The following is a 24,877-nucleotide window of genomic DNA, read 5'->3' as shown; positions in this document are numbered from 1 at the left end:
ACAAAGTTTTAAGGCTACTTGGGGATCGTGTGATTTCATCTCTAATGGAGAGTTTCGATTTCGGTAGCTTCATTTCAGTAGTTTCAATGATCTCATCAAATTAACTGATGATCAGTATTTGGATAAAAAAGGGGGTACCCGTGAAGGGTATTAAAAAGTGGGTAAAAGCGACGGCAGCACTGGCATCGCTATCTATGGTGGCAGCGGCTTGTGGGAGCGGCTCTTCTTCATCATCATCATCATCATCATCGGCTACGACAGCGGCATCAACGGGCCCGCTTACAGTCGGGGAGCTCCTGCCTATGTCTGGGGCAGAGGCGTTCGTCGGTCAGTGGTTTGATCATGGGATCAAAGCTGGTGTCTATGAGATAAATCACCATGGCGGAGTACTTGGCCATCAACTTACTACGGCACTTCAAGATACTGCGGGCGACCCAGTAGATGCAGTAACAGCGTGGAAGTCGCTTCAGTTACAACATCCAAATTTTGTAACCGGGCCGAGCTCTCTATCGATCATGGGCGTTATCAATCAGTTCCAACAACAAAAAGTGGTGGACCTCATGGAAGGTGGTACAACTCAGTTGGACCACATGACGCAGTCATATATCTATAGAGTTTTCCCATCTGACTCAGTGCTATTGGCAGCAGAGGCCTATTATGCCCTCAAAGGTTTGAATTGCACAAAGGCATCGCTAATTTACACCTCCGATGCAAACGCCCAGGCCGAAGTTCCTCCTTTGACTGCAGCCTTCACCGGTAATGGTGGGAAGATCTTGGACAACGAGCAGATTCAGGCCGGCCAGAGCTCATATCTCTCTGAGGTATCTCGCGCATTTGCGAATAACCCACAGTGTGTATTTTTCCATGCCGATCCACAGACTGCCGCAACTCTGTTCGCGAACGTAAAGCAGCTCGGTCACCTGAATGTTCACTTTATTACTGGTGATACCGGTACCTCTATTCAGCTAGCACAAGCTGTCGGCCTAGCCGATGCCAGCAAGTGGATGACAGGTATGGCTGCGCCAGCAGCGTACGCACCGGCATATAATGAGTTCTTAGCAGCCTATAAGGGGCAATGGAATAGCTCTAAGCCACTGCCAGCATCACCAGCTATGTATGATGCGGTTGTTATGGCGGCGTTGGCAATGACAGCTGCACATTCCACTAATCCACATGTTTGGGTGAAGTATATTACCAAGATTAGCAACCCGCCAGGCACGCCTGTTTATACATATGCACAGGGTGTGGCACTGCTAAAGCAAGGTAAGAAGATCAACTACCAGGGTGCGAGTGGTCCTGAGAATTTCAATCAGTATCACAACGTCTTTTCTGGCTTTGACGTTCAGCAATTCAATACGGCCGGTGTGTTGCATACAGTCCAAAGTATTACCTCTAGCCAAGTGGCAGCTATGTACAACTCCAAGGGTTAACCAATGAGTTGTCTTGATTTCCTATAATGCACTTAGCTTTTAGGAATTAGTGTTCTCCCCCGAGAAGCAGCGTCGGCCAAATCCACTTGGATTTGGCCGACGTTTTTTAACAGGATTTTCAGCCAGTAACTCTGATTCCTGACACCACCTGAGCGACAATCCAAAGGAATGTATAGAAGGGCCCCATTACCCGTATTTGTCTGAAGTGATAGTTCGCTAGAGAGTCTGAGAGAATCAAAGTAGGAGGTTGAGTTCGAGAGGCATTGATGTTTTTCTCACCAGCAAGCCAGCAAGCGTTTTAGGATTTCTCGTGAATGCGCTAGAAGGCCACGGCGCCGCGGGGAATTCTGTGGTCGTAGTTATTTCGAATTTGAACTGGCTGAAGTCATGTGAGCCAATCGAGCTATTTGATATTTGGTGATCGAAGGATCGCTCGGTTATCGACGGGAGGACACCATGGTCAGCTGATATTTTGCCAGAGTAGCTTGCCAGCGTAGCTTTCCAGGGCGGTCTTGGTTCGAGGGGACCATTTTATAAGTAGTCGCATGGTTGCAATGGTTAAGGTCGCCTCTTTAGTGGTTGTAACATGGTGAATTGCGCCTTAGACATTTACTGCGTTCCACTGCGAAGAGGTCGCCTTTAGGTGAGATGATTAAGCGAGATGATCTAATCTTTGCTAGGTTCATCTCGCTTCAGTTTGCATATTTTGTTCATTGAGCAAATATTCGAGAATCGACACTCAAGTGATTGGGCTAGCTGGAGGTCCTATGCTTTGCTGGTGAGAGCTCTTGAGTAACGTTGCGGGCCGTATTGATCAATGCGACATGAGTGAGTGCTTGTGGAAAATTGCCCAGCATGGAGAGGTTATTTGGGTCGTACTCCTCTGAAAATAGACCAAGTTCATTTCCTAGTTGGAGGAGTTTGTCAAAGCGAATCTTTGCCTCTTTAGTCTTGCCCGCTAAAACCATATTGTCGACTAGCCAGAAACTGCAAGCTAAAAATACTCCTTCATCTCCGGGTAGGCCATCTTCGCCACTTTCTCCAGTTTCATACCTTTTAACTACGTTGTTTATCGATAGCCGTTCATCTATTGCTTGGGCGGTGCGAACCATCTTTGGATCTGCTGCATCTATGAATCCCACCAATGGCAAGAGCAGGAGCGATGCGTCTAGATTAGTGGATTCGTAGTCTTGTACGAAGTAGCCGAGTTCTTCATTGTAGCCATTAGCCATGATTGATTTGTGTATGTCATCACGAATTGCTCTCCACTCTTGGTCTTTGCCAGCCATTCCGTATCGTTCGACAAGTTTTATTGCGCGATCAAATACCACCCATGCCATTACCTTTGAATAGGTGAAATGGCGCCTTGGCCCTCGTATTTCCCAGATTCCTTCGTCAGGTTTGTCCCAATTTTTAGCGACAAAATCTACGATTACCAACTGAAGATGCCAGGACTCTTCGGAGTATTTAATTCCAGATCGACGAAATTGATAGAATGCATCCATCAATTCTCCATAGACATCTAGCTGGAATTGGTTAGATGCTGCGTTTCCTATTCGAACTGGTGCTGAGTCTCGATAGCCCGATAGCCACGGTATCGTGAATTCCGGTATAAGTCGTTCGCCTCCAATTCCATACATAATCTGAAGCTGCGTAGGATCTCCGGCTGCAGCCCGGAGGAGCCATTCTCGCCACTTTAGAGCCTCGCGTTCGAATCCGTCAATCATTAAGGCATATAGGGTAAAGGTGGCGTCTCTCAGCCAACAGTATCTGTAATCCCAATTTCGAATACCGCCAATTTGCTCAGGAAGCGAGGTCGTTGGCGAAGCTACAATTGCCCCCGTAGGCTGGTAGGTCAAGGCCTTTAGGGTGATGATCGACCTCTCTACAACTTCTTGATATTCTCCAAAGATTGGCTTGCATCCGTTCATATAGTTTTGCCAGAAGGAAAAGGCATGTTCGAATGATTCGCGAGCTTCGTGGGGGGCTGGAGGTTTGGTGATTGAATCATGATAGATCGCGCTGAACGTTTGAGTTTCGCCAGGGATAGCTTGGAAATTGGCTATAGTCTTAAAGTCTTCACTCTCTAGTGCTACGTTGGACGATATGGCCAGACCTCCAGATCCAGAGACCATAGATAGTCCACCTTCCATGTGTCGCACCCAAGGAACCGTGGTTCCGTAGTCAAACCGAACTATAAGTTCCATGGTCATGTCTACAACTCCATCTATCCCCTCTACAAGACGGTAGATGCTTGGATGAGAGTTTCTAGGTGGCATAAAGTCAATGACTTTTACCTTTCCTGATGCCGTTGTGAAGGTTGTTTCTAGAATTAGCGTTCTGGGAAGATAGCGTCGTTCGTATTTGATGACTGGCTCCTTAGGGGTAATTCTCCAGAAGCCATTTTCGTCGCTACCTATCAGCCGGGCCAGGCACGCATTTGAGTCAAAGCGAGGCAGGCATAGCCAATCGATTGAACCTCTCTTTGAGATTAGGGCGACTGTATGTAAATCGCCAATGATGCCATAGTCTTCGATAAGTTCTCTTTCCATAGAATGACATTACTTCAGATTTTGCTTTGTGGGAAGCTACCTCGAGGATTTTTGCCTGTTCTAAATCTTAATCATGACTAATTTCCAAGGTCAAGTAATTGAATTATTTCAGATTTGGTTCGCTTTAATTTGATCACCAGTTGCCAGCTTTGTTCGGTGAAAGGCGGAGATTGGTGACTTATGTGACCTCATGTTGTTGCCTTAATAGCATGTAGGGCGGGGGATCAAAGCAGATATTTTATGAGGTTTAGCTGAATAAATTGTTCTAGCAATACGATGTGAACTTACGGATAACTTTGATTTAATTAATGATTTTAAGCACGTGTTCAGTCTGTTTATTTTGAGATTTGGTCAGTGGTTATGATTTCTGGGGGATTTATGTCAAAGGATAAACGCGGAGGTGCGCTAGCCGTTTATCCTATCTGGGTTGGTGGTATTTAAAAGGAGGGTCTAGTCGTGGTTGATGATTTGAAAGGTGCCCTCTCGTTTTCGGTGGGCGACACTCATAACGGGAGTCGACGTGGCACGGTTAAATTGAATCGCGGATCTTTTTCGACACCTATATTTATGCCAGTTGGGACCAGGGGCACCATTAAGGCGGCAATCGCCAATGACATAGCCGCAATCGGCTTTGAGGTTATTCTCGGAAATACCTACCATCTGATGTTGCGACCTGGAGTTGAAGTTATCGATGCTTTGGGGGGACTTGGTAGATTTAGCGGGTGGAAGCGCAGTATGCTCACGGATTCAGGTGGATTTCAAGTGATGTCTCTTGGTGCAACCTTTAGCGATGCCGGTGCGACCTTTCGCTCTATCTACGATGGATCCATTCATGATGTAACCCCCGAGAAGGCCGTCTGGCTTCAAGAGATGATCGGCGCAGACATAGCAATGGTTCTTGACGTTTGTACCAATCTTCCAGCTAGCCGTGATGAAATTAAACGTGCTATGGATTTGACTCATTCCTGGGCCCTTCGCGCGCGTTTTGCAAAGCACCGACAAGATCAGGCGCAATTTGGGATCGTTCAGGGGGGCTCCGAGGTAGACCTAAGATCAGAGAGCGCCAAATTTATCTCTGATGTTGGTTTTGAAGGAATTGCCCTAGGAGGATTGGCGGTAGGAGAGTCCCGTGACGACATGCTTCGGGCCATCGACGCGGTAGTTCCTCATCTTCCACCAGATAAGCCGCGTTATCTGATGGGCGTGGGCGATCCAATTGGGGTCGTTGAAGCGATAGCACGCGGAATAGACATGTTTGACTGTGTGGCTCCGTCTCGAGTCGCACGTCATGGGGTTGCCATGACTTTTTCAGGGAAGATGCATATGAGGAATCAAAAGTACGTGCGTGATGAATCCCCAATTGAGCCCGGGTGTCCATGTGTAGCTTGTGCGAATTTTCCAAGGGCTTTAATTCGACACCTTGTGTCGGTAGGTGAACCTACCGGTGGCAGCCTTCTGACCTTGCATAATCTTACTTTTATGTACCGACTAATAGAGGGTTCGCGAAATGCTATTTCTACAAAAACTCTAGGTGAATACATTAAGTCGATCTATGCTGCTTGGGGCAACTAGCATAGATCTGGTTGTTTATGCCAAAGTGGATTTTTAGCGTTTATGGCTATTGAAAGTTACGGCATATTTTTTACAAATGGAGTATTTGAATGTTTCTAGGGGCCGCTGCTGCACAAACGGGCGGAAGTTCGTTGACGCTACTTCTACCAATCGTCCTTTTCGCTGGAATATACCTTCTTGTGCTGCGGCCACGTGCAGCAAAAGCGAAAGCTGCCCAAGCCAACGCCAGGGTTGTTGAAGTTGGAGATCGAGTCATGATGACCTCTGGAATTTTGGGTCGAGTTGTTCGGACTACCGAAGAGACCGTGGTCGTTGAAGTTGCTCCTGATATCGAGCTGAGCTTTGTACGTCGTGCGGTTTCACGAAAGCTTGAAGAGGCAGATCCTCTATATTCCATGGATGAATTCGATTATTACGATGAAGACGAAGATGGCGATGTCGAAGGTGACGATGCTCAAGATGAATCGACTGGGTCGGCCGACGACTCCACCCACGACGGTCAAATTGGATCTGAGGCTCCTAAAAATGCACTCGACGAAGATGGCGATAAGTAGTAGCAGTAGCAGAGTTCTCTGATTGACAAATTGCTGGAAGATGAAGACTAGGTCTTTTGCTTCCAGCTTGGTCATTTTGGTGGAAATGTTGATTCTCGGTCAGACCTTGTTGTAGATGGTCGATCGTTTGATTTTGAACAGATATTTCGTTCAATTTGAGGTGGGTATTTAATGAAACGCTCTGGATGGTTTATGGTCATTGCGACCTTCGTCATCTCTATTGGTGCGTTCGTTGCGGTTCTGGCATTGAACTATGCGCCGGTACTAGGCCTGGACCTTCAGGGTGGGCTCTCAGTTGTCTATGCTCCCGCGCATACAGTAAGTCAGGCGACGCTAAACGAGACGATATCTATCATTAGAAATCGAGTCGATGGTTTGGGTGTGGCTGAGCCCAATATTACCTCCCAAGGACATGACATTGTGGTTCAGTTGCCTGGTGTAAAAGATCCAGCAGCGGCGCTAAAGATAATTGGGCAGACGGCATTGTTGAGGTTTCGACCTGTTCTTTGCTCTGCCGCTCCGTATACAAAGCCTCCGGCTTCACTACATCTAACGGCTAGTGAACTCACACCAACTTGTCCGACTTCAGCCACTAATTCCAACATATTGGCATATGTTCCGACCACGTCAACGGCTGCAGACCTTCCTACTTCTAACGTTATATTGCCCCAGATAGTAAATGGAGCAGTTGTAGGTCGCTATGTAATGGGACCAAGCGTATTGACTGGATCAGCGTTAAAGAGCGCATATGCAGGGCTTGACTCTACGGGAAACTGGCTAGTGAATTTTACGCTAACCAAAACCGGCTCTCCTGCCTTTGATGCCTTGGCTAAGAAGTATTATGGCCAGTACGTCGCCATAGTCTTAGACGGAAATGTCATAAGTGCACCGAAGATCAATTCGACCTCCTTTGGGGGACAGGGTCAGATCTCAGGTCAGTTCACTCAATCGCAAGCTGATAATTTGGCGCTTGTTCTCAGATATGGCGCATTACCGGTTCAGTTGGTTCAACAGACAGTGCAAACTGTATCACCTACCCTTGGTCAATCCTCCCTAAAGGCCGGAGTCTTTGCTGGCATAGTCGGTCTAATCGTCGTAATGGCTTATACGATCTTTTACTATCGGGCCTTGGGAATAGTGGTCGTCTTGGGTCTTGGTACCACCGCGGCGCTTTTATGGGGAATTATCTCTTATATGGGCCATACCAGCGGTTTGACTCTTGACCTGTCAGGAGTAACGGGATTAATTGTATCAATCGGCGTCACTGTTGACTCTTACATTGTCTTTTTTGAACGTCTAAAAGACGAGGTGCGTTCGGGAAAGACCGTGCGTAGCTCTGTTGATCGTGGCTTTAAAAAGGCTTTTAGAACAATCGTCGCTGCCGACCTGGTCTCTTTCATTGGCGCCCTACTTTTGTATCTCCTTTCAATAGGACCGGTTAGAGGTTTTGCATTCTTCCTTGGACTTTCGACAGTCCTTGACGTTGTTACCTCGTGGACATTTACTCGACCTCTGGTGATGATACTTGGGCGGAGCGAAGTTGTAACTAAAGCTAAATGGCTCGGAATGGCACGTGGCCTCGCGGTCAAGGGCGCATAGATGAGATTTTGGAATGGTGTTGAAGGATTAAAGTGAGCAAAGCAAAGGAAATGGTCTCAAACCAATCGCAAGAGGATGACTCTATCTCAAACGAGTCGGTGTGGTCCAAGCTTTATAACGGTCATACCAAGTTGAGTTTTGTGCGCAATCGTAGGCGTTGGTATATAATCTCAAGCCTAGTGATCTTGATCGGAATTGGTTCGCTAGCTGTGCGTGGTTTGAACTTTGGTATTGAGTTCAAAGGTGGCACCTCTTGGGAGATCACCAATACGACTTTGACGGTATCAAAAGCTAAGGCAGTCCTTTCGTCCTTGGCGCTAAAGCAACCGGTCATTGTATCGTTAGGATCGGGTTCGAATACGAGCATCCAAGTCCAAGCAGATCTCTCGATCTATAGCTTGGCTAAGAAGAACCAATTGGAAAACCAAGTAACGTCAGTGCTGGCCAAGGCCGCTAATGTCCCAACCTCGAAAGTTTCCTTGACGGACGTTGGTCCCACGTGGGGTGGATCGATAACCTCCAAAGCATTAAGAGCGCTTATTGGATTTTTTATCGCGATCACCCTCTATATAGCTATCCGATTTGAATTCAAAATGGCCATCGCTGCGCTGATCGCCGTTGTGCATGACCTTTTAGTGACGGTTGGAATCTATTCGATTGTGGGTTTTGAGGTAACCCCAGCTACGGTGATTGCTGTTTTGACGATTCTTGGATATTCACTATATGACACCATAGTCGTTTTTGACCGCGTCCAGGAGAATGTGAAAGAGCTTGTTAATCCAGGGCGAATGACATATTCAGATGCCGTCGACCTTTCGATGAATCAGGTTCTTATGCGGTCCATGAATACCTCGATCGTAGCGATCATACCGATCCTATCGGTACTGCTGATTGGGGCAGAGTTGCTGGGCGCGACCACTTTACAGCAATTTGGCTTGGCTTTGTTTATAGGCTTGACCACTGGGGCTTACTCTTCACTCTTTATCGCGTCGCCTATTTTGGCTTCCCTGAAGGAGAGAGAGCCCAGATATATGAATCTTGCCCAGCGTCTTGAATCCAAAGAGGCACGAGCACAGAGAAATGAAGTTACAAAGGCGGTGCCGGCTGTTAAAGGCTCCACCTCTGGACCTAAGGTGACAAAGACTACCGGCTCAAAGGGGAATGCACCTTCGAGAAAGGCGATCAAAGGGGCGAAAAGTACTTCAGATATTTCAGAATTTGTCGCTACTCCTGTGAATTCAGGGTCATCCAAATCAGGAGAAACGAAAAAGTCAAATGTCGCTCCTAAGACTGGATCGAACAAGGGTGACGAGGAGTTGTCGGCTTTGGTAGGCGACTCTAGTTCGGTTACCTATAGCGTGGTGGACTACTCAGATTTTGATGAACTAGAGACTGATGTCCCCGAAAGTGACTCTGATGAAGTGCTTGATATGGACGAAGTCAAGATCGACGACGGAGCAGACTTGACACAAAGTTCGCAGACGAACTCAGGCAGACCTACAGGTCGACCCAAGTTGGTGGAGCCCGGAACTCGAGAGTTGAAGAGCCGTAGAAACAAAAAACGTTGAGTAGTTGGGCTACATGACACTGATTGTGGTAAATTCGGATTAGTTTGGCGCAATTGTAACTAAGTTGACTCATCTTGGGTAATAATAATCGACTATCACGTGTATTTTGTATATATGGTACCTGGAATTTCAGCTGAGTTTGAAACAGTTCTTTTGGATAAGCTGCTCAGGTCCTTTCGTGCTCGTCGACCTGAAGCACCTAGCGGATTTATTGAAAGTGCTTTTGCGAGCGCCATACGGGCGCACGAAGGGCAGTTTCGTAGATCCGGCGAACCCTACGTAACCCACCCTATTGCTGTAAGTCAAATCGTAACAGATTTAGGCGTTGATGAGGTAACGATTGTAGCGGCCCTTCTACACGATACGGTAGAGGACACTTCAATCGAGCTAGATCAGATCTCGACACGATTTTCTCCTGAAGTAGCAGCCATAGTCGATGGTGTTACAAAGTTGGATCGCCTTAGTTTTGACTCTAAAGAAGCACAACAGGCTGCCACTGTTCGCAAGATGATAATTGCAATGGCTAAAGATCCAAGAGTTCTAATAATCAAGCTTGCCGATCGCTTGCACAATATGCGCACTTTGGCAGTGTTGCCTGAATGGAAGCAGCGTCGGATCGCTCAAGAGACCATCGATATCTATGCACCCTTGGCGCACCGCCTCGGAATCCAAGAGATTCGTTGGCAACTTGAAGACCTTGCATTTGCGGTTCTTCAACCTCGACGTTACGCCGAAATTGAACAGATGGTTCAATTGAGGACTCCAGAGCGAGAGCAATCCATTGGTCTCTTGCTCAAGAACCTCAAAGATCGACTTTTGGATGCAGGTGTCGTAGCTGATGTGAAGGGGAGACCTAAACACTTTTGGTCGATCTATGAAAAGATGGTCGTAAAGACCAAGGAATTCAACGAAATCTACGATATCATCGGCATTCGAATCATCTGTGAGACCGAGAAGGATTGCTGGGCTTCCTTGGGTGTGGTGCATTCCTTATGGAATCCAATTCCGGGCCGATTCAAGGACTATATAAATACCCCTAAATTCAATCTCTATCAATCGCTTCACACGACGGTTGTAGCTCCGGGTGGAAATCCGCTCGAGGTTCAGGTGCGTACATTTGAGATGCATCAACGTGCAGAATTTGGAATCGCCGCCCACTGGGGATATAAGGAGGGTTCGTCGAATTCAGAGATGGCATGGCTGGGGCGGATATTAGATTGGCAAAAAGATACTCCTGATCCTATTGAATTTTTGGAGAATTTGAAGCTTGATCTGGAGCTTGATGAGGTCTATGTCTTTACCCCTAAGGGTAAAGTCGTCTCCTTGCCAGCCAAAGCGACGCCGATCGACTTTGCCTATACGATTCATACCGAGGTAGGTCATAGGTGCATTGGAGCCAAGGTCAATGGTCGCCTAGTTCCCTTGGACTCAGTGTTGAAGTCGGGAGATACGGTAGAGATATTCACCTCGAAGGTGGAGAGTGCTGGGCCATCTAGGGATTGGCAATCTATCGTCGTCACCCCTAGGGCTCGAAGCAAGATTCGCCATTGGTTTTCTCGTGAGCGTCGCGAAGATGCACTTGAGAGCGGACGGGATGAATTAATTAAAGCCTTGCGCAAGGAAGGGTTGCCAGTACAGAAGATGGCGGCATCGGATACCCTTGGGAAGTTGGCAGTCTCCTTAGGTTTTAGCGATGTGGAAGCCCTCTACGTCTCGGTTGGGGAAGGTCATGCTTCGGCTAAGGGTTTAGCTCAACGCGTTGTCCGGGAGATGGCGCCCGAAGAATCTGAGATTCAACTTCCAACTACGGTTAATCCCTCTAGGCGACAGAGCAAGCGTCGTCGAACTCCAGGCGTCTACGTCGAGGGGTTGGATGACGTTGTTATTCGCTTTTCGCGATGTTGTAGCCCTGTTCCTGGTGATGACATAATCGGCTTTGTAACCAGAGGTCGTGGCGTATCTGTTCATAGGACTAATTGTTCAAATGCTGCCGCTTTGGCGGCATCCTCGCGAGAACGTCTTATTGAAGTTGAATGGGATAGTGACATATCTAATTCCGTATTTAGCGCCCAGATTGAAATCAGGGCACTTGATCGTTCGCGACTTCTTGCAGACGTTGCGAGGGTTCTGTCGGAGCATCATTTGAATATTCTCTCATCCTCAACTCAGGCCGGTGTGGATCGAATATCAAGGATGCGTTTCGAATTTGAATTAGCAGATCCCAGTCATTTGGACTCTGTGTTGTCAGCGTTAAGAAAGCTAGATAGTGTGTATGACGCTTATCGAGTGGTTGAAGGCGGTCATGGTGAAGGCGATTTAGGGGGCAATCTGAACTAGACGATTCGGGCGATCCCTCGCAGAGCATCGGGCCCATATCTGATTGTTTCATTTAACGCGGTCCTGTATGAGATTGAGACAATCGTAAGGTCTCAGCTGTACAGACAGCTAATTTTTCTTTCTAATTTTCGCTCCATCTTTGGGACTAGTCAAGCGATGTGAGGTTTGATCTTGAAACATTCGGGATAGGCTCGATAACTTTGGCTAGGCTTTTCTCAGCTCGAAAAGGTAAGAAGCGAGGACTTTTCACTTGATGGTCGTAGGTTTTTGATGTCTATATTTACTAAGGTTCCCCAGGTCGCATACCAAGGTCTTGATCCTAAGAACAAAGTGGCGCTTACTAACACACTTTTTGTCGTGTTGGGTATGCAGTCTTTACCGGGATGGTTTCGGGTTGAAGTAGAGGTTTTGGGTCAATACCTAGGTTCAGCTCGGCCATTTGTGGTCATTGGCAAACCGGATTCGTTCGTTTCCTCCAAGGTGCTCGAAATGACGAAGGTTCAAGAGACAACCTTTAGGACCACGGCTTATGTAGAAGCTGGATTCGAGATTTCAATCAATTTTACAGATTCCTTTTTGCTATGCTATCCTCCCAAGGTATTGTTCACAGCTATCTCCAAGCGCCAAAGTTTTGTCAACCGAGCTCTAATCATTGCTCAAGATAAAGACTATTGGCGCGGCTTTTCGAATGGATTGAGATCGCCCTCTGAAAAAGGGTTGAGAGGCGCTTTAGAAGTAGCTTGCAGAAGTGTTTTTAGGCGGATTCGTAAGGGCGAACCAAGTGGAGGTTTGGAGAGGATTAAGGCGGTGGCCAGCGACTTTGATAGATACCAAAGATGGCTGTTGGTGCACCAAGGTGATTTGATAGCGGTCGAACAGGGTTCGAATATGGCAGGGTTGAGCGAGACTGTATCGAGTCGCGATGATGGCTCTGGAGCCACTCCAGTTGGCCTTGTGCTCGATGGTCGAGCTTGTACATCCGATGAAGTGCTACTGACGCTTTCCTCGATCTTTAGTCAGCGTGTTAGCAACCTTGCGATTGTGGTGGTCTTCAAAGAAGGAGACTATAACACATGGAAGCGGCAGATCGCCATAATGAGTTCCCTCTATGGCTTTGGCGGTACCGTCGTATTGGTGGACTTTCGGGTGATGGCCAATAAGGATCTAAGTACGCTGATCGATGAGACCCCCATGCCAGATGCGGGCCACCACTCGGAGCGTTTCTGGTGTTTTTTAGAAGGGGGAACTTTACTTGGTTTGGACTTACTAACTGTTCTTGACGCCGAGATCAAAAAGGGCTTCTCTCCAAAGGTCGTTTATTTCGATCACGACCTTGTAGCACGAAACGGGATCCATCATTCACCTCACTTAAAGGCGTTTTTCGACCCTGATCTTTGGTATGCCAGTAACTATATTGGTCGAGGCACATTCGTCTCTGGTGTGCTACTCGGCACATTGGAGATGTCGCTAGCGGAGTCGTTATCACAAGGTGCAATAGATCGCGCATGTCTTTTCTTGATTCGAAGTGATAATTGCTCGTCAATTGTGCATGTACCAGTAGTTGGTTTTCACTACCTCGACTACCTGAATTTCGACGCAAGCTTCGAGAGCAATCCCAAAATTCCAGCCCGGTTCGAATTGGTTGAAAGACATCTTCAAGAGATCTTTCCCAATGTCGTGCTCAAAGAAAAGAAGATCGAGAATGCCACTGGCCCTTTAGAGGCCAAGGGGGAAATCTCGATTTTCGAGATCACATATGAGCCGCCTCTGAATGAGCCAAAGGTTTCAATAATAATTCCAACTCGCGATGGAATTGATGTTTTGCCCAACTGCATCGATAGTCTTAGGTCTAAGACGATTTATGAAAATTTTGAGATCCTGATAGTCGATAATGGTTCCTTGGATCCAAGGATGATTGACTATTTGGACTCTGTCTCCACGGAGGATTCCGTTAGAGTCGTGAGCTTTGATGGCCCCTTCAACTTTGCTAAGATTCAAAACTTTGCTCTGTCGCAGTGTGATGGCGAGTTGGTTTGTCTGCTCAATGATGATACCGAGGTATTAGAAGGGGAGTGGTTGACAAAGATGGTGGGGTTGGCTCTACGTGAGGATGTAGGGGTGGTTGGAGCAAGACTGCTATATCCAGATCGTACCCTTCAGCACTGCGGAATCTATTTAGGCATTGGCGAAGCTCTAAGTGCTCAAGGTGAGGGCGTTAGGGATTTTGTGTCCATCTCTCAGTGTGTGGCTACACACGAGGTAAGCGCGGTCACCGGCGCTGCTCTTTTGATTTCCAGGTCACTTTGGATGCAAGTTGGAGGGATGGATGAGATTCATTTGGGGGTATCTTATAACGATGTTGACTTGTGCATGAAGGTTCGGGACGTTGGATTGCGGGTAATGGTCGAAGTGGGAGCTGTCTTGATACATCACGAGTCAAAGACTCGAGGTCTAGACGGATTGGACCCCAAGAAAATTCGCCGAAATGCAAGCGAAAGGGCCTATATGCTTGCCAGGTGGGATTGTCTTATGGAAGATGACCGCTTCTACAGTCCCCTTTACTCCAAGTCGGTACTCTTTGACCTAGACATAGAATGATTTTACTTTGAATTTGTCAAAGAGAAGCTCGAGTTTTATTATCCTTTGGTTTGGATCGGCTTGCAGGATCGCTTGAGATTACCAATAAAGGCTCAAGCCCTGCGCCTTTGATCGATTCGAAGCTAAGGTGCTAGTCGTTTTGAATGCGGTCGATAGTCATTTGCGGTCGATCGATATTATCTTGTTTATCTTGGCGGTATTTGATATCAAAGCACTCCGATAGGCTGGTAGACAAGGAATTAAAGGCACGAAAGTTCAAATGTTTTTTAATCTACGATCACAAATCGAAGTCCCGATATTTATGCCGTCTTTAGCGCCTAATGATGCGATGGCGACCCATGTGATTTCATTGCGCGATGCAATAAATGCTCACGGATTGCGCTCGACAATCTATGCCGACGATATTAAGGCCGAAATGAAGAGCGAAGCTAAGCCGTTTCGCCAATTTAAATATCTGCCCCATTCTCAAAGTCGATACCTGTTATATCAGGCTGCCACTGGGTCTAACCTTGTCCGTCACTTAGTTGCTCGTTCTGAGCCTTTGATGATTCAATTTCATAATATAACTCCTCGTTCTCAATTCGTAGCCTGGGAGCCTGGAATATCTTCTGCTATGGCTTGGGGGCGCAGGCAGTTGGAGACGCTCAGCCGCCACGTTGAACTAGCGCTTGCCATCTCGCCGTTCAATGCAAGAGACCTCATCAACGCGGACTATTCAAAGATAGTGCTTTCGCCTCCACTGATTAGGGAGCTTCCAAGGAACCCTGGGAGTAGGTTCAAATCTGAGTCAGGGACTCTTGCCAAGTTGCTTTGTGTGGGTCGAATAGTCCCGAACAAAGCGCAGGAAGATCTTCTTCGGGCGTTGGCGATCTACAACGCCACTTTCGAGCCAAAAGCTAAATTGACCTTCGTTGGTTCGACCGTTATAGAAGATTACAGAAAGTATCTTCAATCTTTAGTTGTTGAATTGAGTATCTCGGAATATGTCGAGTTTCGTTCTTCGTTGAACGAAACCGAACTGGCGGGACTATTCGAGACTTCGCAACTTCTTGTATCTGCTTCTCGTCATGAAGGCTTTGGCTTTCCTTTCATAGAGTCAATGCGTTTTGGTTTACCAAGTGTCGCAATAGGTACGACTGCTATCCCAGAATCGGTTGGAGATGGAACTGTTTTGGTGAGCGACAATGATCCGATCGCGATGGCAACTGCTTGGAATATGGTCTTGTCCGACCTTTCCTTGCGCCAACGCTTGGTTGAAAATGGATATAAGCAGTCTAAGCGAGTGGACCTTGAAGCAAATAAAGTACAGAATATAGCCGCACTTGCTAATCTGGTTCCCATCGAAGGGGTCACACCAGCCAAGTTATTTTATGAGGCGAAAAAGGATCCCAAGTAAGTATTTGGCTTCAAGAATGAGATATCTTTGGCTATGGAATTTAGCTAACGTTTCATCCGGGGTCCTTCGAGAGGAGTTGTTAGCCCAAATTCACTCCTAAGACGACTTGACTCCTTTTTCATCTCTCTGGATCCAGTCTTTACAGCTTCGTTTAATGTGGCAAGTGTCGAGCGAGATGACTTGAGTGTGGCGATAGTTATCTGCAGTGGCGTCGAACCGGCAATTCGTTTTTCGATTTTGTACTTCGTCCATAGGGATCCGCAAGCACCGATGGTTGCGCCAACCCCAAACCAGAGTGTTCTTTTTGGCACGGGCTATTTTCTTTCTTTTTTTGTTCGAAGTACTGAAGCCGCAGCGCGTGACCCGGCTTGGAGGGATCGAACTTTGACGATAGGTGAGGTCAAGGCCGAGAAGGCAGCTCGGGAGGTCTTGTGCATCATTTCGGTAGCGATAGCGGTGGAATCAATTAGTGATTCGAGCTTTTCAAGTTCGTCTTCGGATCTTGAGATGTTACTGGCAGCATCTCTAATCAATGGCAGAGTCTCATCTCGGAGCGATTTGATTGAAAGCTCTAGATAGCGCTCCAAGCGGCGAGTTCGTCGAATTGCTAGGTATGAAAAGATAGCAGCCACCGCTGCAGCTATCGATGCGATCATGGTAGTTGCGGCAATTAACGTCAAAAGATCTCTCCTGTTTCTACATAATACCGCCTTGGGCGATAACTCCGATTTGAACCAATGGGAGCGCAATCGGTTTCTGTAAGGGAGTGGGAATGATCGTAGCTATTGTTGCATGGATACTCGAATACTTTTTGCTGTGAGCGTCCATTTGTCGGCACGTTTACCCAGGGGCAGAGGCCAACACGGGCTGAATTGAGCGATTTGAGTTCAATCCGGCGATATCACTTTTAGTTATCTGTTCCAATAGGTACCTTTGTGAAGTGGGGTTTTAGCTATTTGGATGTGGGCTTCGAGAGATCTGTCTCTTTGGGTTTTGGGTGGTTAAATCTAGTATGACCACCCCTGATTGATCGAGAAGATTAATTCGAGTTAGCCCCAGGAATTTGAGCTCAGCCATTGATCGATAGCGATGAATGAGCCCTTTATCTGTGGTCGAGTTGATTATATAGTAGCGCCCGCTTGGGTGGACGAAGACTTTTGGTATCTTTGCTAGCAGGACCGCCCTAGCTCTAGTTTCGGGCACCGCCCCGTGAAAGCCCAGGTTATGACCATATTGGTGTCAAGATTTGGGCACTACAGTTGAGCAATCACCGTCTTGGTTCGACCTGAGGTGTCTACTATCCCAAGAATTGAGTAGATATCTTTTTGGGTAGCGGTGAGTGTCAGAATAGTTGGCACATTTGCTCAGTTCCAGATTAATGGTTTTCTGGCACCTTGGTGCCGCCAAAATTTAGTTAATTTAGGTTTCCCGTGGATCGACTTACCCGTGGTGGTCATTTGATTTAGTTGCCGACGATAAGTCGGCAACTAAATCAAATGACCACACTTAACTCTGCCAATTCAGACAACTAATTGACGATCTCTCATTGCTTTTGGCTTAGGAGATCGAAGATGTATAACAGAATCGTCGCGCTATCGTCGCGTAGCGGGCCAGTGGAGTTCGCAAATAGCTGCCTCCTGTTTGGTTGGATAGACTTCTAGCTCTTTAGCGCCGCCATTGGGGCTATTGAGTTGTGGAGCATTGCTAGTGGTGATGAGCAATGTTCCGTTCGTGCTGATTAGGTTTGTGGACGATCTTTATCTTCCCACACGAAACACACGTTGTAGCCAGCTGTCGACGCCGATAATTACCACACACCCCGCCTTCCTGCGACGAGGTCGCCTTGTGATTTGTTCGTCCACATCCCACACATGTGGGTTCGCCAATTGCTATACCTGCCTCTCTCAAAGCCATAACCAGACGTCCCACCAATGGAGGCGCACCGATCGATACTGCGTCAGGATGGGTTGAACGCTCGGTAGAGTGAAGCGAACATGGCAGGTTTAGCAGTCGTCTGATTGAGTACCCGGGCAATTGCCAAACGATCGGCTTCACCAACTGTGGCCGCAATGCTCTCAAGTATCATTTCTACCAATTAAAGAGGAATAATAAAGAGATCTTTTTCCAATTCCCTCACATCGAAATGTCAACCCTAGCTAAAAATCAAACTGCCATCGACAACTTTCATCTGATCGACTCTACATAGCTCTCCGAGGCCTGTAAGGTGCGAATTCGGCTAGAGCGCCCAACGAGTTGTATGGTTTCTCCCCTCCAAGAAATGCCCATTGCAGAACCGTATGAAATATCTACTCGTAATGGCCAAAAAGGAGGGCTTTAGCTTAACGCGAGCTGTGGTAAAACATTCAAAAGCGATGGCCACTTGTATGCATTCTTCGTGTCCACCAACTTGCAGTTCTCAATGGCCAGTAACAAGAGATCTACTCTATTCTTGGAGTAGTAGATACCCTAGCTCGAACCAAGAAGGTGATTGCTCAACTGTAGTGCCCAAATCCAGACACCAATATGGTCATGAACTGGGCTTTCATGGGGTGGTTGCCGAAAGTAGGGCTAGGCGCCAGGGGAGTTGGTTGAAATTGAGACCTAGGTACTAAATGCGCCTATAGGAGCGAATCGCCAAGGGGATAAATATTGCAATAATGACGATTAACCATATTACGCTTTTGATTCCACCTGAAAAGAGCGGTCCGCCCAGAGCCAAGGATCTCATCTCGTTGATGATGATTGTGACCGGTTGGTTTTTTGCGAATACTTGAAGCCAACTGGGCATTGAACTTACTGGGACGAATGCGGACGAGACAAATGTCAATGGAAATAACCATGCCAGCCCAAAGGACTGAACCGTCTCTTCGTTTTTTAGTGCCAATCCGCAAAAGGCCGATACGCAGCAGATAGCAATGCCAAAGGCGACGCCCAAGCCCAGCATTGCTATGCCAGCAGCGACACCATTGTGAAATCTAAAACCTACGGCATATCCAACTAGTAGAATTACTACAACCGTCACTAAGAGTCGAATTGAATCGGCTGTTAGCCTTCCAAGTAGGACCGCTGACCTAGCCATAGGCATCGAGCGAAATCGGTCGATCACTCCGAGTTGGATTTCACGAGCAAGGCCAATTGCAGTTCCGAATGAAGCAAATGCTGCAGATTGAGCGATTATCCCAGGCATCAAGTAGTCAACGTAGCCGCCTGGCACGTTGACCGAGATTGCCCCACCAAAGACATAACGAAACAGTAAGACGAACATTACGGGTTGGACTATAGCGAAAAATATGAACGCTGGAACCCGAAGCCAAACCAAAAGATCTCGTTTAGCGATAATAAGGGCATCGCTGATGCCATACCTAAGTTCCTCAAGTAAAGAGACATTGATTTCCGTTGGTCGATCCAATACCGGACGATTATTCACTGGTTGTTCCCTCTCGAGCTTTAGAAGTTGTTCTTTTTGCCCTGCGGTTTTGACTTTTCTGGAGGTTTTCATCGACAGCGGTGCTGTAATGGCCAGTGATAGAGAGAAAGACATCATCGAGCGAAGGGCGATGCAGTGAGAGTTTTTCAATGTTTACACCAGCGGAGTCGAGGTTTAGGACCGCTTTGGCCAGCCCATTTGTTCCAAGGGCGCCAATTCCGACAGTTACCCTTGCTGAATCGTAGTTCACAACTGGTTCCTTCGATGATAGATCAGAGACGGCACGCTGTGCCTCTTCGATTCGGCTTGGGTCGGTGACAGTAAATTCTATGACATCACCACCGACTTGGGCTTTTAGCTCGTTCGCCGTTCCAGCGGCAATAACTCTTCCTTGGTCGATTACGACTATCTTGTCCGCTAGGATGTCGGCCTCCTCTAGGTATTGCGTCGTAAGTACGAGCGTGGTTCCTTCTTCCACCAGCTCTTTAATTACGCTCCACATCCCGTTTCGAGCTCTTGGATCAAGGCCTGTCGTGGGCTCGTCCAAAAAGAGTACTGCGGGACGTCCAACAAGACTTGCCGCTAAGTCGAGGCGCCTTTGCATGCCACCTGAATACGTCTTAGCAGGGCGATCTCCGGCTTCAATGAGGTCAAATCGATTAAGGAGTTCGCTAGCTCTGGCCTGTGAGGTCTTTTTATTGAGATGATAAAGTCGCCCCATGATTTCGAGATTTTCTCGTCCGGTTAGCTCCTCTTGGATCGCCGCACTCTGTCCTGCTAATCCAATTAGCCTTCTTGCCTTTGCTGGGTTAGCTAGTACGTCGCAACCTTCAATAAATACTGAACCACCATCTGGTCTCAAAAGCGTGGTAAGGATCTTTATCGCCGTGGTTTTCCCTGCACCATTGGGACCTAGAAGTCCGAGTACTGTTCCTCTTCTGACTGCAAAACTAACTCCAGATAGGGCCAAGACGCTACCAAAGTTCTTCTTCAAGTCGCGAACTTCAACCGCATCTTCCAATTGACTTTCCATGCTTATCCTTTGGTTTTCTTCAGGTAGGGTAGACAGGCTGAACTTCTTTATATCAACCAGACGACTTAGGGTTTCATTCGAGATCCTAGACACCTCTATGGCCATTGGCTACCAGATACTTTGGAATTCGACGTACAATAAATAGGAACTTAGCCCATTCGGGCGCCCTTGCGCTGGTCTTTTAATTTGACGTGGTCGGTTAATGGTTTTCTAAACCCAACTGCACGAAAAGCATATGACTCTACTGTCGACATGTTTCAATCCGCGCTCTTTCAACTTGTGTGTTTGGTCTGGCTGTGGGCCATCTCGGGATGGCTCATAGAGGTAGATAAATTTCCCAGATGTGATTTCTAAAATCGGTACGCTCTGGAGATAATCTTTAGTCAAATAGGGGTCGATCCTCCAAAGCAGCTTATCTCCCTGGTTCATCTTGTTCGTCTTGCATGCACTCTGGAGTGAGCTGGTTCATTATGCAAATCAAATATGGTCGATTCGAGCCCGGCAGTGGTCGTTACAAAGTGAATGAATTTGGCCAATTGCAATAGTCAAACCGCTTATTTGAATGCTTATTAGAATAAGGTGGCTACTCGTTTGGTTCATCGACAACTTTAGTCCCTCTTTGCTAAAGAGAAATTGATGGTAGCTTTTACCTCTTGGAGGGTTGGGTAGCTGACCTTGGAGCCGGGATTCTCTTGGAGGTTTTTGAGAGAAGAGACTTTTGTCTTGTCGCTATATCTCTTTAGATTTAGCTCTTTGGGAATTAAGCACGACTCTTGAATGAGGTGGTTTAAGATTCGCTGGGGAGCCAACTGGGTTTTTCCAATTTTGTTTTTAAGGTTTTCTTCGATGCCGTCGAAGATAGCAGTTGAGCATTGGTTCTTATTTACGTCTAAGAGCTAAAAGTGCCCCAAAGAGTTCCAAAGAGCAAAAGATGAGAGTTTGTCTAGGAATTGCCTTTGGGGCATTTTTCGTTGTGAATCTTGCCTGGCGCTTTAGGTTTTGTTTAGAACTATTTAGTTATCCGTAAACTGGTGCTCCTGACTTTAGCTGGGAAAGTGGTGAACCTCCAGTTGTGGCGGTGGCTCCTCCTTTTGCTGGTTCAACTCCTTTGTCTCCGTCACCATCTGGAGCCTTCGAAGTTGCTGATGCTGATTTTGAAGCGCCGCCCCCAGCCATTACAGGGGCTGCCGCTATTGCCGAAATGCTCATGATTCTCTCCTTATATTTCATGAATGAGCTGACCCAATCCTTATATAGGAATTGATCGACCGGGTTAGTTAATTCTTGAATTTGCCTCTTCAGGGAGTCTTCAGATTTGGTCAGCAAAGTCCTGGATTCACCTTCGGTGAGCTTGGGGATGAATCCCTTTGTTGGTTCAGCTAGGCGCGATTAGGTCAGCTTCTTGCGGAGAATCCCCATTTCAATGGCTATACAATAGAATTTGATGCCCGGATTGCAAGACTCTGGTACAAAGTTGAGTTTTAGATAAGGGTGCTTTGTGAGTTTTTTATTTTCATATGATTAGGGTAGAGCAAATCCCATTTTCAATCGAAGCTACATTGATGAATTGCGATCTTAAAAAGGAAGTTCGGATCATAGATGGTATTAATATCTTCAGAACTACCTTGGTATTGGGTGATATTTATTTCTAGAGTATCGGACTACAGGACGCGACAATCGGCTCGATTCGTATCAAAAGAGCTACTCTCGATAGAAGGAGCCTCGTTGGGTTAATCGCTCTTCAATTTGTCCTGATATTCCTCTGAGGTGACTGGGGGTCGATCCAAGATTGGCGATATTTGAGATTGCACTATCTATGGCATCGTAGACAGCTCTAGATTTGGGGGCGTCTGCCATGTAAATTACCGCCTGAGAAAGGATTATTCGAGCTTCTGGCATACCAATGCGTTCGACGGCATTGAGTGTCGATGTGGCAAGCACTATCGCCATTGGATCTGCGTTTCCAATATCTTCCGATGCGAAGATCACGATCCTTCGTGCTATGAAACGAGGGTCTTCGCCTAGGTCTAAACTTTGCGCAAGGTATTGTATCGCATCATTTTTTTGGCCAGATCGCATCGATTTTATGAGTGCACTCGCTAGTTCAAAGTGGCTGTCGTTTGAGAGTCCTCGTCGGAAGTTGAATACTTCATCTTTGAGTTCCTCGAATTTTTCTAGCTGCTTGGCGCCTTGGAAAGTTCCTAATATCTCGGCAAAAGTCAAAGCGGAGCGTAGATCACCGTGGCAGGAGTCGGCAAGTGCTAGGACGATCTCCTCAACAAGCGGATTTTGAATGGACTTGTTTGAGCGTCGAATTACCTCTGCCACCTCTTTCTTGGTCAGGGGAGCCAATGCTATGGTAAGCATTCTCGAAAGCAACGCGGAGCTAAGGCTAAATGAAGGATTTTCGGTAGTAGCTCCAATTATCTCCAATTTGCCACGCTCTAGAGGTTCCAAGAGAGCGTCTTGTTGAACTTTGGATAGTCTGTGTATTTCGTCGACAAATAAGACCACACGACCACCAAAAAGGGATCCACGGGCTGCTTTAGTGGCATCAATTGCTCGTTTGATCTCCTGGATCGAAAGAGTCGAGCCGGTATGAGCTAGCACCGTGGCGCCGATCTCTCTGAGTAGGTTCTCGGAGATGGTGGTCTTTCCACTTCCGGGGGGCCCATATAAAATTATAGACAATGTCCTATTTGAGGTCCGGAATGATCCTATGAGGCCGCCTTGGCCAAGAAGTGTTTCATGGCCAACGATAGCATCGAATGACTGTGGGCGGATTGCTTGAGGAAGTGGGACTTGTGATCTATCGACATCGTTCTCAGACATTTAAAATCCCGCCTTTAAAACCTACTTACTTTAATTTGATATCTAATTGGATCCGGGTTTACTCGCCTTAGGTAATGTTCGCAGTCCGACTGTATCGAGTATCTTTTGCGAAACTGGTTTAGGTGCGTTCGTCATTGGATCTTGCCCCGATTGTGTCTTTGGAAAGGCGATCACCTCTCGAATATTTTCTTCTCCCGCCATTATGGCCGCGATTCTGTCGATTCCAAAGGCAAAACCACCATGTGGCGGTGCTCCATATTTGAATGCTTCCAATAGGAAGCCAAATCTGGAATGAGCTTCTTCCTCTGAAATGCCAATGATCTCAAAGATCTTGGATTGGATCTCCGAACGGTGGATTCTTATGCTGCCACTGCCTAATTCCCAACCATTTAATACTAAATCGTAGGATTGGCTTCTAGTGGATAGTGGATCTGAATCCAGCAGGCCAAAGTCGTCATTATGTGGCATTGTAAAGGGGTGGTGAGCCGAGATTGGCCTGCCATTGTCGTCCAAACCTTCAAAAAGCGGAAAGTCGACGATCCATACGAACTTAAGATCGTCGTGGTTTAGGCCATTTCGTCCAAGCTCCAAGCGAATCGCGCCCAGCACCTCTACTGCTTTTTCCCATTTGTCAGCCACGATCAGGGCAAGGTCGCCGGCGACAAGATCTAATTTTTCAATGATTTGGGCGGTTAGTTTTTCGTCTAGGAATTTTGCTAGCGGAGATTCGAAGGCTAGGTTGTCACCTTCTTGAATCACCTTGAAGTAGGCAAGACCGCCGGCTCCAAGGGATTTTGCCTTGGCTATTAGGGCGTCTAGTTTTGACCTGCTAGGCATCTCTGAGATAGGAGCCTTGATGCCCTTTACGCATTCAGCGCTAAAGGCGCGTATGCCCGAACTTCCAAGAATATCGGTGAGATCAAAGAGTTTGGATCCAAATCTCATATCTGGTTTATCGACACCATATGAGTCCATAGCTTCGCGCCAGGTCATTTTGGGGAAATCGCCGATCTCTATGCCCCTTGTTAGACTGACGATCTCTCGCATCGTTGATGATACGAATTCATGGATTTCATCCTGCGTTATGAAGGATGCTTCCAGGTCGAGTTGGGTAAATTCAAATTGGCGATCTGCTCTTAGATCTTCGTCTCGCATGCATCTTGCTATTTGATAGTATCTATCAAAACCGCCAACCATAAGTAGTTGCTTGGCTATCTGCGGGCTCTGGGGTAGAACATAGAAGCTTCCTGGCTGAAGCCGTGAAGGTACTAGGAACTCTCTAGCGCCCTCTGGAGTAGGCGTCCAAAGCATTGGTGTCTCAACTTCGGTAAAGCCTTGGTCTTCAAGTGACCGTCGAATGGCGCTATTTACCTTGGCTCTAACTCGAAGATTTCGCTGCATCTTTTCTCGTCGAATGTCTAGATATCGAAAGCGAAGTCGGGTAATCTCCTCGACGTCACCTCTATCGTCCAGTGCAAAAGGAATAGGCGCCGCCTGTGATAGGACTTCTATCTCTACGTCTCGTATCTCGATGGTTCCAGTTGAGAGGTTTTCGTTTTCAGTACCTTCTGGACGAGGCGCTACGGTCCCGCTGACGCGAATTACATACTCGGGCTTGATATCGGTAATTCTGTCGGTTGTAACTTGGACTATACCTGTATGGTCTCGCAGGTCGATGAAGCTTAGGTGCTCCCCGTGGTCTCGAATTCGCTGAACCCAACCGCATAGTGTTACGGAATTGCCTATCTCACTTGCGCTAACTTGACCGCAATAGAGACTCCTAAGGCCGACTGCTTGTCCCATTTTTGAGATGCCCACTTTTCATTGTAAATAGATCTGTCAGAAATTATCGATGCGATGCCTGGCCACAAAGAGCCGCCACACCGCATTTAACTGTAATAATCTGCGATTATAGCCTAAGTCCGCTTGACCTTTTCTTTGCCATATTACTTTGACAACCCTTTGATTTGCATGGCTGA

16 protein-coding genes are annotated in these 24,877 nt (G+C 47.1%); 8 read left to right on the top strand and 8 right to left on the bottom strand.

The genetic code is table 11. From position 1 onward, the window contains the following. Positions 1 to 140 precede the first annotated feature (140 nt). Positions 141 to 1,430 carry an ABC transporter substrate-binding protein gene (locus ACIDITHRIX25_RS78685; protein ID WP_201733265.1) on the top strand — a complete coding sequence of 430 codons (1,290 nt, stop codon included), beginning with the start codon at positions 141 to 143 and terminating at the stop codon, positions 1,428 to 1,430. Between the two features lie 752 nt (positions 1,431 to 2,182). On the opposite strand, the gene ACIDITHRIX25_RS78680 is transcribed toward ACIDITHRIX25_RS78685, so the two are convergent. Beyond that, complete coding sequence (locus ACIDITHRIX25_RS78680; protein WP_201733264.1) at positions 2,183 to 3,982, bottom strand: glycoside hydrolase family 15 protein; 1,800 nt, start codon at positions 3,980 to 3,982, stop codon at positions 2,183 to 2,185. A gap of 456 nt (positions 3,983 to 4,438) precedes the next feature. Here ACIDITHRIX25_RS78680 and tgt point away from each other — a divergent pair, with 456 nt between their 5' ends. The 7 genes from tgt to ACIDITHRIX25_RS78645 all read left to right on the top strand — a co-directional run bounded on the left by tgt (position 4,439) and on the right by ACIDITHRIX25_RS78645 (position 15,606). Then, complete coding sequence (gene tgt, locus ACIDITHRIX25_RS78675; protein WP_201733263.1) at positions 4,439 to 5,554, top strand: tRNA guanosine(34) transglycosylase Tgt; 1,116 nt, start codon at positions 4,439 to 4,441, stop codon at positions 5,552 to 5,554. Positions 5,555 to 5,643: 89 nt separating this feature from the next. Next, positions 5,644 to 6,108: a preprotein translocase subunit YajC gene (yajC, locus tag ACIDITHRIX25_RS78670; RefSeq protein ID WP_052605909.1), complete on the top strand. Its 465-nt coding sequence runs from the start codon at positions 5,644 to 5,646 to the stop codon at positions 6,106 to 6,108. A gap of 171 nt (positions 6,109 to 6,279) precedes the next feature. Next, entirely contained in the window at positions 6,280 to 7,707 is a 1,428-nt protein-coding gene (secD, locus tag ACIDITHRIX25_RS78665; protein WP_052605910.1) for a protein translocase subunit SecD, read from the top strand. A gap of 32 nt (positions 7,708 to 7,739) precedes the next feature. Continuing rightward, positions 7,740 to 9,275, top strand: coding sequence for a protein translocase subunit SecF (gene secF / locus ACIDITHRIX25_RS78660; protein ID WP_201733262.1), 1,536 nt, complete (start codon positions 7,740 to 7,742; stop codon positions 9,273 to 9,275). A 99-nt stretch (positions 9,276 to 9,374) separates the two neighbouring features. Then, a complete protein-coding gene (locus tag ACIDITHRIX25_RS78655; protein ID WP_235347771.1) occupies positions 9,375 to 11,612 on the top strand; it encodes a RelA/SpoT family protein in 2,238 nt (745 codons plus the stop codon). Positions 11,613 to 11,882: 270 nt separating this feature from the next. Then, positions 11,883 to 14,210, top strand: a complete 2,328-nt coding sequence (locus ACIDITHRIX25_RS78650; protein ID WP_201733261.1) for a glycosyltransferase family 2 protein — start codon at positions 11,883 to 11,885, stop codon at positions 14,208 to 14,210. A gap of 259 nt (positions 14,211 to 14,469) precedes the next feature. Continuing rightward, on the top strand, positions 14,470 to 15,606 hold the full coding sequence (locus ACIDITHRIX25_RS78645; protein ID WP_052605914.1) for a glycosyltransferase family 4 protein: 1,137 nt from the start codon (positions 14,470 to 14,472) through the stop codon (positions 15,604 to 15,606). A 44-nt stretch (positions 15,607 to 15,650) separates the two neighbouring features. Here the strand turns inward: ACIDITHRIX25_RS78645 and ACIDITHRIX25_RS78640 are convergent, their stop codons facing one another. The 7 genes from ACIDITHRIX25_RS78640 to aspS form a co-directional block, all read right to left on the bottom strand. Beyond that, on the bottom strand, positions 15,651 to 15,917 hold the full coding sequence (locus ACIDITHRIX25_RS78640) for a hypothetical protein (RefSeq protein WP_052605915.1): 267 nt from the start codon (positions 15,915 to 15,917) through the stop codon (positions 15,651 to 15,653). Between the two features lie 3 nt (positions 15,918 to 15,920). Beyond that, positions 15,921 to 16,286 carry a hypothetical protein gene (locus ACIDITHRIX25_RS78635; RefSeq protein WP_052605916.1) on the bottom strand — a complete coding sequence of 122 codons (366 nt, stop codon included), beginning with the start codon at positions 16,284 to 16,286 and terminating at the stop codon, positions 15,921 to 15,923. Positions 16,287 to 18,214: 1,928 nt separating this feature from the next. Continuing rightward, the gene (locus ACIDITHRIX25_RS78630; protein WP_201733260.1) at positions 18,215 to 19,033 is read right to left on the bottom strand and encodes an ABC transporter permease; all 819 of its coding nucleotides are present in this window, start codon (positions 19,031 to 19,033) and stop codon (positions 18,215 to 18,217) included. Further along, a complete protein-coding gene (locus ACIDITHRIX25_RS78625) occupies positions 19,026 to 20,054 on the bottom strand; it encodes an ATP-binding cassette domain-containing protein (protein WP_502756220.1) in 1,029 nt (342 codons plus the stop codon). The genes ACIDITHRIX25_RS78630 and ACIDITHRIX25_RS78625 overlap by 8 nt, the downstream gene beginning before the upstream one ends. 1,029 nt (positions 20,055 to 21,083) lie before the next feature. Continuing rightward, positions 21,084 to 21,275, bottom strand: a complete 192-nt coding sequence (locus ACIDITHRIX25_RS78620; protein WP_052604147.1) for a hypothetical protein — start codon at positions 21,273 to 21,275, stop codon at positions 21,084 to 21,086. Positions 21,276 to 21,767: 492 nt separating this feature from the next. Next, the gene (locus ACIDITHRIX25_RS78615) at positions 21,768 to 22,898 is read right to left on the bottom strand and encodes an AAA family ATPase (RefSeq protein ID WP_201733258.1); all 1,131 of its coding nucleotides are present in this window, start codon (positions 22,896 to 22,898) and stop codon (positions 21,768 to 21,770) included. 42 nt (positions 22,899 to 22,940) lie between these two features. Continuing rightward, positions 22,941 to 24,701 carry an aspartate--tRNA ligase gene (aspS, locus tag ACIDITHRIX25_RS78610; RefSeq protein ID WP_201733257.1) on the bottom strand — a complete coding sequence of 587 codons (1,761 nt, stop codon included), beginning with the start codon at positions 24,699 to 24,701 and terminating at the stop codon, positions 22,941 to 22,943. Between the last annotated feature and the right edge of the window lie 176 nt (positions 24,702 to 24,877).

It is taken from the genome of Acidithrix sp. C25, from assembly GCF_904848545.2.
The sequence above is the reverse complement of the archived record's forward strand: the minus strand, read 5'-3'. Positions and strand labels throughout refer to the sequence as shown.

Excerpts from the sequence above, each read along its gene's own strand:
- ACIDITHRIX25_RS78680 (WP_201733264.1), bottom strand. The coding sequence starts at position 3,982 with ATGGAAAGAGAACTTATCGAAGACTATGGCATCATTGGCGATTTACAT.
- ACIDITHRIX25_RS78620 (WP_052604147.1), bottom strand. The coding sequence starts at position 21,275 with ATGAGCATTTCGGCAATAGCGGCAGCCCCTGTAATGGCTGGGGGCGGC.
- aspS (WP_201733257.1), bottom strand. The coding sequence starts at position 24,701 with ATGGGACAAGCAGTCGGCCTTAGGAGTCTCTATTGCGGTCAAGTTAGC.
- secD (WP_052605910.1), top strand. The coding sequence starts at position 6,280 with ATGAAACGCTCTGGATGGTTTATGGTCATTGCGACCTTCGTCATCTCT.
- ACIDITHRIX25_RS78645 (WP_052605914.1), top strand. The coding sequence starts at position 14,470 with ATGTTTTTTAATCTACGATCACAAATCGAAGTCCCGATATTTATGCCG.
- ACIDITHRIX25_RS78650 (WP_201733261.1), top strand. The coding sequence starts at position 11,883 with ATGTCTATATTTACTAAGGTTCCCCAGGTCGCATACCAAGGTCTTGAT.
- ACIDITHRIX25_RS78615 (WP_201733258.1), bottom strand. The coding sequence starts at position 22,898 with ATGTCTGAGAACGATGTCGATAGATCACAAGTCCCACTTCCTCAAGCA.
- yajC (WP_052605909.1), top strand. The coding sequence starts at position 5,644 with ATGTTTCTAGGGGCCGCTGCTGCACAAACGGGCGGAAGTTCGTTGACG.